The 16,370-nt window shown below is 64.6% G+C and carries 13 protein-coding genes; 4 read left to right on the forward strand and 9 right to left on the reverse strand.

What is annotated here, in order from left to right; translation table 11 throughout:
• The first annotated feature begins 230 nt into the window (after positions 1-230).
• Positions 231-1,118 carry an acyltransferase gene (locus J4D28_RS16505; RefSeq protein WP_016704096.1) on the forward strand — a complete coding sequence of 296 codons (888 nt, stop codon included), beginning with the start codon at positions 231-233 and terminating at the stop codon, positions 1,116-1,118.
• Here J4D28_RS16505 and J4D28_RS16510 read toward each other — a convergent pair whose 3' ends face one another.
• The 9 genes from J4D28_RS16510 to J4D28_RS16550 form a co-directional block, all read right to left on the reverse strand.
• Positions 1,119-1,691 carry a DUF2780 domain-containing protein gene (locus J4D28_RS16510; protein ID WP_103331285.1) on the reverse strand — a complete coding sequence of 191 codons (573 nt, stop codon included), beginning with the start codon at positions 1,689-1,691 and terminating at the stop codon, positions 1,119-1,121.
• A 369-nt stretch (positions 1,692-2,060) separates the two neighbouring features.
• Entirely contained in the window at positions 2,061-3,260 is a 1,200-nt protein-coding gene (gene fdhA / locus J4D28_RS16515) for a formaldehyde dehydrogenase, glutathione-independent (RefSeq protein ID WP_009045939.1), read from the reverse strand.
• A gap of 180 nt (positions 3,261-3,440) precedes the next feature.
• Complete coding sequence (gene purU, locus J4D28_RS16520) at positions 3,441-4,298, reverse strand: formyltetrahydrofolate deformylase (RefSeq protein ID WP_009051219.1); 858 nt, start codon at positions 4,296-4,298, stop codon at positions 3,441-3,443.
• A gap of 160 nt (positions 4,299-4,458) precedes the next feature.
• Complete coding sequence (locus tag J4D28_RS16525; protein WP_009051220.1) at positions 4,459-5,091, reverse strand: sarcosine oxidase subunit gamma; 633 nt, start codon at positions 5,089-5,091, stop codon at positions 4,459-4,461.
• Positions 5,092-5,224: 133 nt separating this feature from the next.
• The gene (locus tag J4D28_RS16530; RefSeq protein WP_038636201.1) at positions 5,225-8,242 is read right to left on the reverse strand and encodes a sarcosine oxidase subunit alpha; all 3,018 of its coding nucleotides are present in this window, start codon (positions 8,240-8,242) and stop codon (positions 5,225-5,227) included.
• On the reverse strand, positions 8,239-8,568 hold the full coding sequence (locus J4D28_RS16535; RefSeq protein ID WP_009051222.1) for a sarcosine oxidase subunit delta: 330 nt from the start codon (positions 8,566-8,568) through the stop codon (positions 8,239-8,241). Before J4D28_RS16535 ends, J4D28_RS16530 begins: the two co-directional genes overlap by 4 nt.
• Positions 8,569-8,724: 156 nt before the next feature.
• The gene (locus J4D28_RS16540; RefSeq protein ID WP_009051223.1) at positions 8,725-9,975 is read right to left on the reverse strand and encodes a sarcosine oxidase subunit beta family protein; all 1,251 of its coding nucleotides are present in this window, start codon (positions 9,973-9,975) and stop codon (positions 8,725-8,727) included.
• 23 nt (positions 9,976-9,998) lie between these two features.
• Entirely contained in the window at positions 9,999-11,252 is a 1,254-nt protein-coding gene (glyA, locus tag J4D28_RS16545; protein WP_009051224.1) for a serine hydroxymethyltransferase, read from the reverse strand.
• A gap of 443 nt (positions 11,253-11,695) precedes the next feature.
• A complete protein-coding gene (locus tag J4D28_RS16550) occupies positions 11,696-12,439 on the reverse strand; it encodes a TraX family protein (RefSeq protein WP_016704206.1) in 744 nt (247 codons plus the stop codon).
• 224 nt (positions 12,440-12,663) lie between these two features.
• Between J4D28_RS16550 and J4D28_RS16555 the strand changes: the two genes are divergently transcribed.
• From J4D28_RS16555 to J4D28_RS16565, 3 genes are all read left to right on the forward strand, one after another.
• Positions 12,664-13,704: a low specificity L-threonine aldolase gene (locus J4D28_RS16555; RefSeq protein ID WP_009051226.1), complete on the forward strand. Its 1,041-nt coding sequence runs from the start codon at positions 12,664-12,666 to the stop codon at positions 13,702-13,704.
• Between the two features lie 168 nt (positions 13,705-13,872).
• On the forward strand, positions 13,873-15,318 hold the full coding sequence (locus tag J4D28_RS16560) for a cytosine permease (RefSeq protein WP_103331286.1): 1,446 nt from the start codon (positions 13,873-13,875) through the stop codon (positions 15,316-15,318).
• Positions 15,315-16,139, forward strand: coding sequence for a nitrilase-related carbon-nitrogen hydrolase (locus J4D28_RS16565; protein ID WP_009051228.1), 825 nt, complete (start codon positions 15,315-15,317; stop codon positions 16,137-16,139). Before J4D28_RS16560 ends, J4D28_RS16565 begins: the two co-directional genes overlap by 4 nt.
• Positions 16,140-16,370: the final 231 nt, after the last annotated feature.

Genomic DNA, 16,370 nt, shown 5'->3' on the forward strand with positions numbered 1-16,370 from the left:
CTTCTGTAGGAGCGAGTGGCGGCGATCCGACTTGCCTGCGATGCAGACGCCGCGCGCTGTCTGAACCGACGCCATCGCGGGCAAGCCTCGCTCCTACAGTACGGGGGCGGTCATTTCGGTTGAGTGCACCATACCCTTACAGAAGTGAAACATTCGTCAGCACATCAGGATTTGGCCTGCCTGGCGAAGGTGCTTATCATGGCGCGCCCAAACGCTTGCAAGAGTTCCTTATGCGCCGCCTGCTCACCGGCTGTTTCGTCACCCTGCTGCTGTTGCTCAACACCCTGGTCCTGTTCGGGCCACTGATGGTGTTCGCCCTGCTCAAGCTGGTCCTGCCAGGGCGCCTGCGCGACTACGCGTCGAAGGCGGTGATGTGGATTGCCGAAACCTGGGCCGAAATCGATAAGCTGATCTTCGCCCTGTGCATTCCCACCCAGTGGGATATCCGTGGCGGCGACGACCTGCGGGGCGACACTTCTTACCTGGTGATCAGCAACCACCAGTCCTGGGTCGACATCCCGGCGCTGATCCAGACCCTCAACCGTCGTACCCCCTTCTTCAAGTTCTTCCTGAAGAAAGAACTGATCTGGGTGCCCTTCCTCGGCCTCGCCTGGTGGGCCCTGGATTACCCCTTCATGAAGCGCTACAGCAAGGCCTTCCTGGCCAAGAACCCGGAGCTGCAAGGCAAGGACCTGGAAATCACCAAGGCCGCCTGCGAGCTGTTCAAGCGCCAGCCGGTCACCGTGGTCAACTACCTGGAAGGCACCCGTTTCACACCGGCCAAGCGCGAGCAGCAGCAATCCCCCTTCAAGCAACTGCTCAAGCCGAAGGCCGGCGGCGTGGCATTCGTCCTGGCGGCCATGGGCGAACAGCTCGACGCCATCCTCGATGTAACGGTGGTCTATCCGCAGCAGAAAATTCCCGGGTTCTGGGACCTGATCAGCGGCAACGTGCCGCGGGTGATCGTCGATATCCAGACCCGTGAGCTGGATCCGGCGTTGTGGCAGGGAGATTACGAAAACGATCCGGCGTTTCGCCAGACCGTCCAGAACTGGGTCAACCAGCTCTGGACCGAAAAGGACCAGCGCATCGACGCCTTGCGCGCCGAGCGCGGTTGATCAGCTGCCGCTGCCGACGCCCCAGATCCCGCCCAGGCTGTTGAGCAGCGAACCGCCCACGCCCTGCTGACCCAGGAACTGCAGGAGCACCGGGGCGAACTGGCCGATCATGCCGCTGTCCATGCCCAGGGCGCTGAACGCGCTGTTCAGGTCATTGGTGTTCTGCACGTTACCCAGCGCACTCTCCAGGCCGGCGGTCTTGCTGCCACCGCTCTGCCCCAGCAGGCCACTCAAGGCGCCCAGGCTGCCCAGCGCGTTGCCGCCCGAGAGCTTGTCCAGCCCCGGAACGCTTTTGCTCAGTTGCGAGTAGTCGGTGCTGCTCAGCTGGTTCTTCGCCAGGCCCAGCATCGCACCGGTGCCGCCGATGGCCTGCTCCGGCGTGACATCCAGTTGCGAGAGCGCACTGAGCAGATTGGCGGTCTGCGAGGTTGGAGCGGCAGCGGCGGCCTTGTCGCCACCCTGCATGCTGGACACCGCATTGGCGGCATCGCTCAGGCTGAAGCCTGCGGCAAAACCCGGGCTGGCACCCAGGGTCAGCAACGTAGCCAGTGCAACACTGCGGGAAATTTTCATCGAGACAACCTCTTGAACCAGAAATACATCGTGACAACGGCGGGAAAACTGCGGATTTGACCGGGAAAACCGGATCAATGTTCCGCACCGGCATATCCATATTTAACCGGCCCGGATATACCCGGAACCTCGCAGACGGGCAACCGTTATTCCAACGCCGATATCTGTAGCCGCTGCCGCAGGCTGCGATCGACCGGAACGGTCGTAGCGATCTGAAGGGTGCTGGGGGTTTGGCTAAAAATCGGGAACCAAGGCCTACCGGCCTTATCGCAGCCTGCGGCAGCGGCTACAGGGTGCATGGTCGGGCTTTGCCCGAGTCAGCCATAAAAAAGGGCGACCCAAGGGTCGCCCTTTTTTATGGCTGAAGGCTTATGCCGCGCTGAACAGCTTGTGCGGGTCGATGACGAATTTCTTCGGCACGCCGGCGTCGAATTCACCGTAGCCACGCGGGGCGTCGTCCAGGCTGATGACCTGCACGCCGACCACTTCGGCGATGTTGATGCGGTCCCACATGATGGCTTGCATCAGTTGGCGGTTGTACTTCATCACCGGGGTCTGGCCGGTGTGGAAGCTGTGGGACTTGGCCCAGCCGAGGCCGAAGCGGATGCTCAGGCTGCCCATCTTGGCCGCGGCATCCACCGCGCCCGGGTCTTCGGTGACGTAGAGGCCTGGGATACCGATCTTGCCGGCGACCCGCACCACGCCCATCAACGAGTTGAGCACCGTGGCCGGCGCTTCGTGCTGGGCACCGGAATGGCCATGGCCGCGGGCCTCGAAGCCCACCGCGTCGACCGCACAATCCACTTCCGGCTCGCCGAGCAGCGCGGCGATCTGTTCGTGCAGCGGGGTGTCCTTGGACAGGTCGGCGATTTCAAAACCCTGGGCCTTGGCGTGGGCCAGGCGCACCGGGTTGACGTCGCCAACGATCACCACCGCCGCGCCCAGCAGTCGGGCGGACGCAGCCGCGGCCAGGCCTACCGGACCGGCGCCGGCGATGTAGACGGTGCTGCCCGGGCCGACGCCGGCCGTTACCGCGCCGTGATAGCCGGTCGGCAGGATGTCGGACAGGCAGGTCAGGTCGCGGATCTTCTCCATGGCCTTGTCGCGGTCCGGCAGTTTCAGCAGGTTGAAGTCGGCGTACGGCACCAGCACGTATTCGGCCTGGCCGCCGGTCCAGTCGCCCATGTCGACGTAGCCGTAGGCACCGCCGGCGCGAGCCGGGTTGACGGTCAGGCAGACCCCGGTGTGTTGCTCCTTGCAGGAACGGCAGCGCCCGCAAGCCACGTTGAACGGCACCGAGACCAGGTCGCCGAGCTTCAGGTTCTCAACATCGCTGCCCTTCTCCACTACCTCGCCGGTGATTTCGTGACCCAGGACCAGGCCGACCTGGGCGGTGGTACGGCCACGCACCATGTGCTGGTCCGAACCGCAGATATTGGTGGATACCACGCGCAGGATGACGCCGTGCTCAATCTTCCTGCCGCGCGGGTCCTGCATTTTTGGATAGTCGATTTTCTGTACTTCGACCTTGCCATTGCCGAGATACACGACACCACGATTACCAGACATGCTTTCACCTCGCTGTTGTTTTTATGAAACCGCGTTGCCGGAAAAAGGCAGCGCGTAGAGTGCTCGGGTACAGATGCTGTTTCGTCTTCAAAATCGCTTCGCGAGCAAGCTCGCTCCTACAAAGGATTGCGTGCATCTGTAGGAGCGAGGCTTGCCCGCGAGGCCGCGCAGCGGCCTGTGTTAAAGCACCACCGTCCTGTTGGCGTTGAGGAACACCCGCCGTTCGATGTGATAACCCACGGCCCGCGCCAGGGTCAGGCCCTCGATATCGCGCCCCTTGGCGATCAGGTCCTCGGGGTAGTGACTGTGGTCCACCACCTCCACGCCCTGGGCGATGATCGGGCCTTCGTCCAGGTCGTTGTTGATGTAGTGCGCGGTGGCGCCCACCAGTTTCACGCCCTTGTTGTAGGCCTGGTGATAAGGCTTGGCGCCCTTGAAACCGGGCAGCAGGGAGTGGTGGATGTTGATCGCCTTGCCATCGAGCTTGCGGCACAGCTCCGGCGACAGCACTTGCATGTAGCGCGCAAGGATCACCAGTTCGGCGCCGGATTCCTCGATCACCTGCCACACCTGACGCTCCTGGGACGGTTTGTCGTTGGGGTCCAGGGGGAAGTGGTAGTACGGGATCTGGTGCCAGTCAGCCAGGGGCTTGAGGTCCGGATGGTTGGACACCACCGCCACCACATCCATTGCCAGCTGGCCGATGCGCTGGCGGTAGAGCAGGTCGTTGAGGCAGTGATCGGCCTTGGAGACCATGATCACCACTTTCGGCCGATGCTGCGGCGGGGTCAGTTCGACGTTCATGTCGAAAGCCCGGGCGCGCTCGGCCAGACCGTCGCGCAGGCCCTGCTCGTTGAAATCCTCGGGCTGGCGGAATTCCACACGAATGAAAAAACGCGCCGAAAGCCGGTCATCGAACGAATGGTGCTCGGTGACATAGCAGCCCTGCTCGAACAGAAAGCGGGTCACCGCATCCACCGTGCCGAGCACGCTGGGGCAGTCGGCAGTCAGAATCCAGGTATCGGGTGCGCGGCTCATGCGGGGTGACTCCTGTTCATTGATCTCTCGGTGAAGCGGCACATCCCTGTAGCCGCTGCCGAAGGCTGCGATAAGGTCCGAAGGACCTTCCAGCGCCCTCAAGAGCGACGCCCCCTGCGGGGTCGATCGCAGCCTGCGGCAGCGGCTACAGGGATTCGCGTCAGGCCTGAACGCTGAGGCCGTATTCGGCGGCGGCATCCTGCAGCCACAACCACCAGTAATCGGAGAAGCTGCGGCGGATCACCAGTTCCCAGGTGTCTTCGCCCATGCGGCGGATCACCAGTTGCGACTTGGCGAACACGGTGCCGACGGCCTTGCCCACCGGGAAGTTGTTGGGGTGCACGTCGTAGCTGGTGGACTTCATCAGCACTTGGCGCACGTTCGGGCCGGACAGCTCGAGAATCTGTTGGCCGCCACTGACGTTGACGATCTGGATATGCAGGTCGCCCAGCGCTTCGCGCAGTTTTTTCTCGGCGGCGAATTCTTCACCGCTCGGCACCACCAGCAACCATTCGTCCGGCCCCATCCACTGCAGGCTGGTTTCGCCCTTGGCGACCACGGTCAGGGCCACCGGCAGTTCCAGGCCCAGGGCCTTGTGCACGCCGGAAGCGAAGGCCGGGTCATGGGCATCGCCACGGATGGTCAGGTGGCCGAGGAGTTTCTTCTCGCGCAGGGTCACGCCTGCGTTCTTGCGGCCCTTGCCCACCAGGCTGGCGAGGTCGGCATGGTGCAGCGACGACTCGGCTTTGGCGCCAGTGGTCGGGCGCTGTTGGTAAACGTTGACTGCGGTCATAGAGCACCTGTCTTCAAATTCTTGCATCACACCCGTAGGAGCGGAGCTTGCCCGCGATGAATACATCGCGGTCTGTCTGAGGCACCGCGTGATGCCTATCGCGGGCAAGCCTCGCTCCTACAAGGTTGTAGGGTTAAACGTTCTGGCGATCGCCTTTCGGATCGAAGAACACCGAAGAAACGATTTCCGCCTCGATCACCGTGCCGTCGGCCAATGGCGCGAACACCCGCTCGCCCATCCGCTTCAGGCCACCCTTGACCACGCCCATGGCAAACGAATAACCCAGGGAGTTGTGGGCATAGCTGGAGGTCACGTGACCGACCATGCTCATCGGGATCGCCTGCTTGGTGTTGAACACCAGTTGCGCGCCTTCCGGCAGCCACTGGTTCGGGTCGATCGGCTTCAGGCCCACCAGTTGCTTGCGCTGGTCGCGCACGCAGTCTTCGCGGTTCATGCCACGCCAGCCGATCCACGAGAACGGCTTGGTACGACCGACGCACCAGCCCATGTTCAGGTCGTCCGGGGTCATCGAGCCGTCAGTGTCCTGGCCGACGATGATGAAGCCCTTCTCGGCCCGCAATACGTGCATGGTTTCGGTGCCGTACGGGGTCAGGTTGTACTTCTTGCCAGCCTCGACGATCTGCTCCAGCACGCCCATGGCGTAGTCGGCCTGGACGTTGATTTCGTACGACAGCTCACCAGTGAAGGAGATACGGAACACCCGCGCCGGCACGCCGCCCACCAGGCCTTCTTTCCAGGTCATGAACGGGAAGCCGTCCTTGTCCAGGTCGATGTCGGTGACTTCGCTGAGCAGCTTGCGGCTGTTCGGCCCGGACAGGGTCATGGTCGCCCAGTGGTCGGTGACCGAGGTGAAGTACACCTTGAGGTCCGGCCATTCGGTCTGCTGATAGATCTCCAGCCATTGCAGGACGCGCGCGGCGCCACCGGTGGTGGTGGTCATGATGAAGTGGTTCTCGCCGACGCAGGCGGTCACGCCGTCGTCGAAGACCATGCCGTCTTCCTTGCACATCAGGCCGTAGCGCGCCTTGCCCACGTCGAGCTTGGTCCAGGCGTTGGTGTAGATGCGGTTGAGGAACTCACGGGCGTCCGGGCCCTGGATATCGATCTTGCCCAGCGTCGAGGCGTCGAGCAGGCCGACGCTGTCGCGCACTGCCTTGCACTCGCGCTTGACCGCGGCGTGCAGGTCTTCGCCATTCTTCGGGAAGTACCAAGGGCGCTTCCACTGGCCGACGTCCTCGAACTCGGCGCCGTTCTTCACGTGCCACGCGTGCAGCGCGGTGAAGCGTACCGGCTCGAAGATGTGCCCGCAGTGACGACCGGCCACGGCGCCGAAAGTTACCGGCGTGTAGTTCGGACGGAACATGGTGGTGCCCATCTGCGGGATGCTCACGTTCAGCGAACGGGCCGCGATGGCCAGGCCGTTGACGTTGCCGAGCTTGCCCTGATCGGTACCGAAGCCCAGCGCGGTGTAGCGCTTGACGTGCTCGACCGACTCGAAGCCCTCGCGGGTCGCCAGTTCGATGGCGGCGGCGGTGACGTCGTTCTGCAGGTCGACGAACTGCTTGGGTGCCCGCGCGGTGCCCTTTTCATGGGGCACCTGGAACAGCGCCAGGGTCGGTTCTTCCAGACGGCTCAGGGCCTTGGGCAAGACCGCTTCCACGGCCTTGAAACCCGCTTCGCTGGCCGCGCGCACGCCGCCTTCGAAACCGTCGGCCAGGGAATCGCCGAGGCTGTAGACGCCGTTGATGCCGCCGACGCACACGCGTTTCTGCGGTGCTTCGCCCGGTACGAAACCGAGGATGTCTTCACGCCAGATCGGCTTGCCGCCCAGGTGCGACGCCAGGTGCACCACCGGGCTGTAGCCGCCGGAGCTGGCAATCAGGTCGCAGTCCAGCCACTCGCCCGGGCTGGTGACTTTGTGCGCCTTGACGTCGATCGCTGCGACGCGGGCGCCAGTCACATGCTTGCTGCCACGGGCTTCGATCACCGCACTGGAAGTGAGGATGCGAATGCCCTTGGCGCGGGCCTCTTCCACCAGCGCGCCGCGTGGGTTGTGACGGGCATCGGCGATGGCCACCACTTGCAGGCTGGCGTCGAGCCAGTCCAGGGCCACACGGTAGGCATGGTCGTTGTTGGTGCTCAGCACCAGCTTCTTGCCCGGCGCCACGCCGTAGCGGCGCACGTAGACCGAAACCGCGCCGGCCAGCATGTTGCCCGGCACGTCGTTGTTGCCGTAGACCAGCGGACGCTCGCAGGCACCGGTGGCCAGCACCACGCGCTTGGCACGTACCCGGTGGATGCGCTGGCGCACCTGGCCGATCGGCGCGCGATCGCCGAGGTGGTCGGTCAGGCGCTCGTGAATAGTCAGGAAGTTATGGTCGTGGTAGCCGTTCACGGTGGCCCGTGGCAGCAGGGTCACGTCCGGCAGCGACTTCAGCTCGGCGACCACGGTGGCGACCCACTCGGCCGCCGGCTTGCCGTCCAGGCTTTCGCGGCTGTCCAGCAGGCTGCCGCCGAATTCTTCCTGTTCGTCGGCGAGGATCACCCGCGCACCGCTGCGCGCGGCAGCCAGGGCCGCGGCCAGGCCGGCCGGGCCGGCACCGACGATCAGCACGTCGCAGTGCTGGTTCATGTAGTCGTAGGTGTCCGGATCGTTCTCGGTCGGCGAGCGACCCAGGCCCGCGGCCTTGCGGATGTACTTCTCGTAGGTCATCCAGAACGATTGCGGGTACATGAAGGTTTTGTAGTAGAAGCCCGGCGGCATCAGCTTGCCGCCGACCTTGCCGAGGATGCCCATCATGTCGTTGTTGACGCTCGGCCAGCCGTTCGTGCTGGTGGCGACCAGGCCCTGGTACAGCGCCTGTTGGGTGGCGCGCACGTTAGGAATCTGGGTGGCTTCGGTGGCGCCGATCTGCAGCACCGCGTTCGGCTCTTCGGCACCGGCGGCGAAGATGCCGCGCGGCCGGGAATACTTGAAGCTGCGACCGATGATGTCCACGCCGTTGGCCAGCAGCGCGGCGGCCAGGGTGTCGCCTTCGAAGCCTTTGTAGGTCTGGCCGTTGAAGGTGAAGCTGAGGACTTTGTTGCGGTCGATGCGTCCGCCGTTGGACAGGCGATTGGACTGGCTCATACCTTCTCTCCCAGAGCCTGCGTGGCCGCTTTCGGGCTATCGGTCTTGTCGGTGAATTGCGGCTTGGTACCGATCTTGTAGGTTTCGAGAATCTCGTAGGTCACGGTGTCGCGGGTGGCGTTGAAGTACTGACGGCAGCCGGCGGCGTGGATCCACAGCTCGTGGTGCAGACCGCGAGGGTTATCGCGGAAGAACATGTAGTTGCCCCACTCCTCGTCGGTGCAGTTGTTCGGATCCAGCGGACGCGGGATATGCGCCTGGCCGGACGAATGGAATTCCTCTTCGGAGCGCAGTTCGCCGCAGTGAGGACAGAAGATGTGCAACATAGGGATTTCTCCTATCAAGCCTCTTGAAAACGTAGCGAGCGAAGGCAAGACAAGGCAAAAACAGGGGAGAAAGCGGAGCTTAGTTTACTAAGTGAGCATTTCGAGCCTGTTTTTAACGCCGTATTGCCGAGCGCAGTAGTTTTCATGAGGCCTTTGTTAGTGGGCGACAGCTGCAGCGCCGTGTTCGTCGATCAGCGCACCGTTGTGGAAACGGTCGATGGAGAAAGGTGCGGCCAGCGGGTGCATTTCACCCTTGGCCAGACTCGCGGCGAATACGTTGCCCGAACCCGGGGTTGCCTTGAAGCCGCCGGTACCCCAACCGCAGTTGAAGAACATGTTCGGCACCGGAGTCTTGGAGATGATCGGGCAGGCGTCCGGGGTGGTGTCGACGATGCCGCCCCATTGGCGGTTCATGCGCACCCGCGAAAGGATCGGGAACATCTCGACGATGGCCTGGATGGTGTGTTCGATCACCGGGTACGAACCGCGCTGGCCGTAGCCGACCCAGCCGTCGATACCGGCGCCGATCACCAGGTCGCCCTTGTCGGACTGGCTGATGTAGCCGTGCACCGCGTTGGACATGATCACGCTGTCGATGATCGGTTTGATCGGCTCGGACACCAGTGCTTGCAGCGGGTGCGATTCGATCGGCAGGCGGAAACCGGCGAGCTTGGCCATGTGCCCGGAGTTACCGGCGGTGACCACGCCGACGCGCTTGGCGCCGATGAAGCCCTTGTTGGTTTCCACGCCGATGCACACACCGTTTTCCTTGCGGAAGCCGATCACTTCGGTCTGCTGGATCAGGTCCACGCCCAGGGCGTCGGCGGCACGGGCGAAGCCCCAGGCCACGGCGTCGTGGCGGGCCACGCCGCCACGGCGCTGGACGGTGGCGCCCATCACCGGGTAGCGGGTGTTCTTGGAGCAGTCCAGGTACGGAATCTCGTCCGCCACCTGCTTGGCGTTGAGCAGCTCGCCGTCCACGCCGTTGAGGCGGTTGGCGCTGACCCGACGCTCGGAATCGCGGATGTCCTGCAGGGTGTGGCACAGGTTGTAGACGCCGCGCTGGGAGAACATCACGTTGTAGTTGAGGTCCTGGGACAGGCCTTCCCACAGTTTCATCGCGTGTTCGTACAGGTGCGCCGACTCGTCCCACAGGTAGTTGGAACGCACGATGGTGGTGTTGCGCGCGGTATTACCGCCGCCCAGCCAGCCTTTCTCGACCACGGCGACGTTGGTGATGCCGTGCTCCTTGGCCAGGTAGTAGGCGGTCGCCAGGCCATGCCCGCCACCGCCGACGATGACCACGTCGTAGACCTTTTTCGGGGTCGGCGTGCGCCACATGCGCTGCCAGTTTTCATGGTGGCTGAGGGAGTGCTTGAAGAGGCCGAAGCCCGAGTAGCGTTGCATAGTCATTTACTCCAAAACCGCACTCAGCGATAAACCGGGAAGTCCGCGCACAGGGCCGATACCTGACGAGCGACATTGGCCTCGACATCGGCGTCGCCGAGGTGGTCGAGGATGTCGCAGATCCAGCCGGCCAGCTCCACGCACTGGGTAACCTTGAAGCCGCGGGTGGTCACCGCCGGGGTGCCGATACGCAGGCCGGAGGTCACGAACGGCGACTGTGGATCGTTCGGGACAGCGTTCTTGTTCACGGTGATGTGAGCGCGCCCCAGGGCGGCGTCCGCGTCCTTGCCGGTGAGGCCCTGACGGATCAGGCTGACCAGGAACAGGTGGTTGTCGGTGCCGCCGGACACTACATCGTAGCCGCGTTTGATAAATACGCCGGCCATGGCCTGGGCGTTCTCGATCACTTGCTGCTGGTAGGCCTTGAAGCCAGGCTCCAGCGCTTCCTTGAAGCACACCGCCTTGCCGGCGATCACGTGCATCAGCGGGCCGCCCTGGGCGCCAGGGAATACCGCGGCGTTGAGCTTCTTCTCGATTTCTTCGTTGGCCTTGGCCAGGATCAGGCCACCACGCGGACCGCGCAGAGTCTTGTGGGTGGTGGTGGTGACCACGTCGGCGTAAGGCAGCGGGTTCGGGTACAGGCCAGCGGCGACCAGACCGGCGACGTGAGCCATGTCGACGAACAGCAGCGCGCCGACCTTATCCGCGATCTGGCGGAAGCGTGGGAAGTCGAGGGTCTTGGAATAGGCCGAGAAGCCAGCGACGATCATCTTCGGCTTGTGCTCGACGGCCAGGCGCTCGACTTCGTCGTAGTCGATCAGCCCGGTATTGGTGTCGATGCCGTACTGCACGGCGTTGTACAGCTTGCCCGAGGACGACACCTTGGCGCCGTGGGTCAGGTGGCCGCCATGGGCCAGGCTCATGCCCAGGATGGTGTCGCCGGCTTGCAGCAGGGCCAGGTACACGGCGCTGTTGGCCGAGGAACCGGAGTGCGGCTGGACGTTGGCGTAGTCGGCGCCGAACAGTTGCTTGGCGCGTTCGATGGCCAGGGCCTCGACCTTGTCCACGTGCTCGCAGCCACCGTAGTAACGCTTGCCCGGATAACCTTCGGCGTACTTGTTGGTCAGGCCACTGCCTTGCGCTTGCATCACGCGCTTGCTGGTGTAGTTCTCCGACGCGATCAGCTCGATGTGATCTTCCTGACGTTGCTCCTCGGCATTCATGGCCGCCAGCAGTGCATCGTCATAACCCTGGATTTGGTCTTGCTTGCTGAACATCGCGTCTCTCCCAGCGGCGGCGGTGCGCCTTTCGTCTCGGTGAGGCACGTACCCTGCGGTAGTGCCCTTTGGATGCGATGGTATGACCGGCGCTGACCGGTCAAATGCCTATGGACGCCACGCAAAGGTGCGTTTACGACATGGCCTGGCGCAGAGAGACAAATGCTTCCCGGCGCCACAAGCCGAAGGCTCTATATCCACGGCTTGCCCCGGACCGCAAGCCGCTGGTGCCGACCAGTGGCGCTGCAGGTTTCCTACTCGCACGTCGCCCCTGTAGCCGCTGCCGAGCCTGCGAGGCTGCACTCGAGGACGCAGTCCTCGCAAAACCTGAGCACGCGATATGCCTGGAAGAACAGGTTGCCTGGTTTTACGACCGCTTCGCGGCCGATCGCAGCCTCGCGGGCTCGGCAGCGGCTACAGGGCCGCAGCGACAATGCTCGCCATCAGGCCAGGAGATTGCGCAGCGCCAGCAGCAGGAGAAAATGCCCGGGATACAGGAGATAGGCCCAGCGCCGCATCGGTGGCGGCGAAAAACCGCGCAACCGCCGCAGGATCGCCAGCCCCAGCCACGGCGCCAATACGCAGGTGACCAAGGCCCAGGCCGCCACCTGGTTGCCCTGGCGCGCCGCCGGCAGCAGGCTTTCCCACTGATTGGCCGCCAGGCACAGCAACCCCGGCAGCAGCGCCCAGTACCAGCGGCGCTGCAGTACTATTAACAGCGCCAGCGGCAGCAATACGCCAAACAGGCCGAACATCAGGTAGCGGTCGAACAGCCCGCCCAGCAAGGCCGCGACGATCCCCAGCCACAACGCCAGGCCACCGCGGCGCTGCCAGGCACGGGCCACCAGCAGGCCCAGGGCCAGGGTCGGCAGCACATTCAGGGTGTCGGGGTCGGGAATGTACAGCCGGTACGGCACTTCGCTGAGCAGGCTGAACAGCAGCAGCCAGCCCAGGTAACGCCATTGCCCCGCACCCTCGCGCTCCACCGCGCCGGCCCGCGCCACATTGGCCGCCAGCGCCAGGCAGAACCAGGGAAACGCCAGGCGCCCGGGCACATACAGCAGATCGAGGTTCCAGCCGACGTAGCGCAGGTGATCGAGCACCATGCAAAGCAGCGCCAGCCACTTGAGCAGGTCCAGGGCGCCATCGCGCCGGGCGGCCAGCGGGGTCAGCATCGGGTCTGGCATATATCCTCATGGCCTGTGCATTTTTCACCCATAAACAGAGCGTGTGCTCCCCCGTCAATCTTGGGTAAAGTGGCGCTCCACCGATCTCTGCGAGGCCTGCGCTGTCCTGCTGGCCCAGACCTCGTTGCAAACGCTTTACCCAAGGGCTCCTTACCCAGGAGCGCCTTATCCGGAGCCCTTTATCGAAGGACTCCCCTTTCGGACCCTTAGCACGGAAGACGGCCATGACCGACAAGAGCCAACAATTCGCCAGCGACAACTATTCCGGCATTTGCCCCGAGGCCTGGGCGGCCATGGAACAGGCCAATCGCGGCCACGAACGCGCCTACGGCGACGACCAGTGGACCGCACGCGCCGCCGATTATTTCCGCAAACTGTTCGAGACCGACTGCGAGGTGTTCTTCGCTTTCAACGGCACCGCCGCCAACTCCCTGGCCCTGTCGTCGCTGTGCCAGAGTTACCACAGCGTCATCTGCTCGGAAACCGCCCACGTCGAAACCGACGAATGCGGCGCCCCGGAATTCTTCTCCAACGGTTCCAAGCTGCTGATCGCCGGCACCGAGAACGGCAAGCTGACCCCGGACTCGATCCGCGACATCGCCCTCAAGCGCCAGGACATCCACTATCCCAAGCCACGGGTGGTGACCCTGACCCAGGCCACCGAAGTCGGCAGCGTCTATACCCCGGAAGAAATCCGCGCCATCAGCGCCACCTGCAAGGAGCTGGGGCTGAACCTGCACATGGACGGCGCGCGGTTCTCCAACGCCTGCGCCTTCCTCGGCTGCTCGCCCGCCGACCTGACCTGGAAAGCCGGGGTCGACGTGCTGTGCTTCGGCGGCACGAAAAACGGCATGGCGGTGGGCGAGGCGATCCTGTTCTTCAACCACAAGCTGGCCGAAGACTTCGACTACCGCTGCAAACAGGCCGGCCAGTTGGCCTCGAAGATGCGTTTCCTGTCGGCGCCCTGGGTCGGTCTGCTGGAAAACGACGCCTGGCTCAAATACGCCCGCCACGCCAACCATTGCGCACAGTTGCTCGCCGAGCTGGTGGCGGACATTCCTGGGGTGGAACTGATGTTCCCAGTGCAGGCCAACGGCGTGTTCCTGCAACTCTCGGAACCGGCCATCGCCGCGCTGACCGCCCGGGGCTGGCGCTTCTACACCTTCATCGGTAAAGGCGGCGCGCGCTTCATGTGCTCGTGGGACACCGAAGAAGCGCGGGTCCGCGAACTGGCCGCGGACATTCGCCAGGTCATGGCCGGCTGAAACGCCCTCGCCGGCCCACCGTTTCCTGTCGCGACCAGGAGCGGAGGGCCGGCGCTGCGTGACATCAGTTCACAGATTCCTGAACTGATTATTTCCCTCCACTGATTCAACATCACAGGCGTATATCCGAGACTCCGGGGTCAATTTATAAAAACAAGGCAATACCCCATGACCAGCCTGCCCGCGGCAACGGAAAAAGCCCCGTCACCCAGCCTCAAGATCGAAACCCGCTCCATCGACTACGTGCCGCGCCACGAGCGCCACGGCAAGGTCTGGCACCAGGGACCGTTCTGGTTCACCGGCAACTTCGTCCTGACCACCATGGTCACCGGCTTCACCGGCGCCGCCCTCGGCCTGAGCCTGCACTACTCGATCCTGGCCATCGTCCTCGGCGTCTGCCTGGGCACCTTCTGCATGGCCTTCCACGCCAACCAGGGACCCCGCATGGGCCTGCCGCAGATGATCCAGTCGCGGGCGCAATTCGGCCTGCGCGGCGCCATCGTGCCGTTCACCGCCGTGGTCTTCGTCTACATCGGCTTCAACGTGTTCAACGTGATCCTCGCCACCGATGCGATCAACACTGTGGTACCCGGCGCGCGGGCGCCCTGGTACAGCCTGATGATCATCCTCGCGGTGATCATCGCCGTGGTCGGCCATGACCTGCTGCACGCCGTGCAGCGCTGGCTGACCTACATCATGATCAGCGTGTTCAGCGTACTGACCGTCAGCGCGCTGATGACCCTGCAGGCCGATGCCGCCGTGGCCGACGCGCATTTTTCCTGGTCGGCCTTCCTGATCCAGCTGTCGGCGGCCGCCGGCTACCAGATCAGCTACTCGGTGTATGTCTCGGATTACTCGCGCTACCTGCCGCACAAGACCTCGTCGCGCCAGGTGATTTTCTGGACCTATCTGGGCGCCGCGGGTTCGGCGCTGTGGCTGATGTCCCTGGGCGCCTTCCTGGCGTCCGCCCTGCCGTCCCCGGACGCCATCGGCAGCGTCCGCGAAGTCGGCAACCAGATGATCCCGGGCTTCGGCACCTTCACCGTGCTGATCGCCGTGCCCGCCCTGGTCGGCATCATGGCGGTCAACTGCTACGGCGCGATGCTCACCGGCATCAGTGCCATCGACGGTTTCCTGCAGATCCAGCCGAACCTCAAGAGCCGGGTGGTGGGCATTGCCCTGGTGGCGGTGGTGATTTTCCTGATCGCCATGAACATCCCCGACAGCTACCTGGCGAGCTTCAACACCTTCGTGCTGCTGATGCTGTATTTCCTGATGCCCTGGACCGCGGTCAACCTGGCGGACTTCTACGTGGTGCGCAAAGGTCACTACGCCATCAGCGACATCTTCAACCCGGCCGGCATTTATGGCCGCTGGGCCATGCCTGGGCTGGTCGCCTATTTCCTCGGCCTGATCGCAATGATTCCGTTCATGTCCCTGAGCTTCTACCAGGGCCCGGTTTCCCGGGCGCTGGAGGGCGCGGACATTGCCTTTGTCATCGGCCTGGCCGTGGCCGGCGTGGCTTACTGGGCGCTGACCCGTGGCCTGGACCTGGATGCCGAGCGCCTGGCGATCCAGGCCAGCGAACGCCAACTGGAAGGAGTCGGCCAATGACTGGACCGCATACCCTGAAAGTCGCCTGCCAACAGCTCGCCCCGCGGGTGGGCGAGCTCGACTACAACCGTGACCTGGGCCAGCGGGCCATTCGCGAGGCCGCCGCCGAGGGCGCCCAGGTGGTGGTGCTGCCGGAACTGGTGCAAAGCGGCTATGTGTTCGCCGACCGGCAAGAGGCGCTGGCGCTGTCCGAGCCCCTCGACGGGCCGACATTGACTCTGTGGAAGGCCCTGGCTGCGGAACTGCAGGTGGTGATCGTCGGCGGCTTCTGCGAGCGCCTGAATGCCGGGCAAGTGGCCAACAGCGCCGCGCTGGTCGAGCCCGAAGGGCGGGTGACGGTGTATCGCAAGGCCCATCTGTGGGACCGGGAGAAGCTGGTATTCACGGTCGGCGACCAGCCGCCACCGGTGGTCGAGACCCGTTTTGGCGCGATCGCGATGCTGATCTGCTACGACCTGGAGTTCCCGGAATGGGTGCGCCTGCCCGCGCTGGCCGGCGCCGCCCTGCTCTGTGCCCCGGTCAACTGGCCGGACGGGCCGCGCCCCCTGGGCGAGCGCCCGGCGGAAATGGTCCGGGTCCAGGCCAACGCCGCGGTCAACCGCATGTTCATCGCCGCCTGCGACCGCTGCGGCGACGAGCGTGGCGTGGCCTGGGTCGGCGGCTCGCTGATCGTCGACGCCGACGGTTATCCGCTGGCTGGCAGCGCCCGTCATCCCCAGCAGCAACTGCTGCTGGCGGAGCTGCCCCTGGCGGACGCCCGGCACAAGCACATCAGCGCCCATAACCACGTGCACCTGGATCGCCGTCCGGCGCTGTACTGAGTCCTCCCCCTGCCCCCGGCCACGCCCCCCGGCCCGCGCCGTTTATCCCCCCCCCCCCCCCCCCCCCCCCCCCCCCCCCCCCCCCCCCCCCCCCCCCCCCCCCCCCCCCCCCCCCCCCCCCCCCCCCCCCCCCCCCCCCCCCCCCCCCCCCCCCCCCCCCCCCCCCCGCCCCCCCCCCCCCCCCCCCCCCCCCCCCCCCCCCCCCCCCCCCCCCCCCCCCCCCCCCCCCCC

It is taken from the genome of Pseudomonas sp. GW531-T4 (genome assembly GCF_017349615.1).
Classification (GTDB): Bacteria; Pseudomonadota; Gammaproteobacteria; order Pseudomonadales; family Pseudomonadaceae; genus Aquipseudomonas; species Aquipseudomonas chlororaphis_I.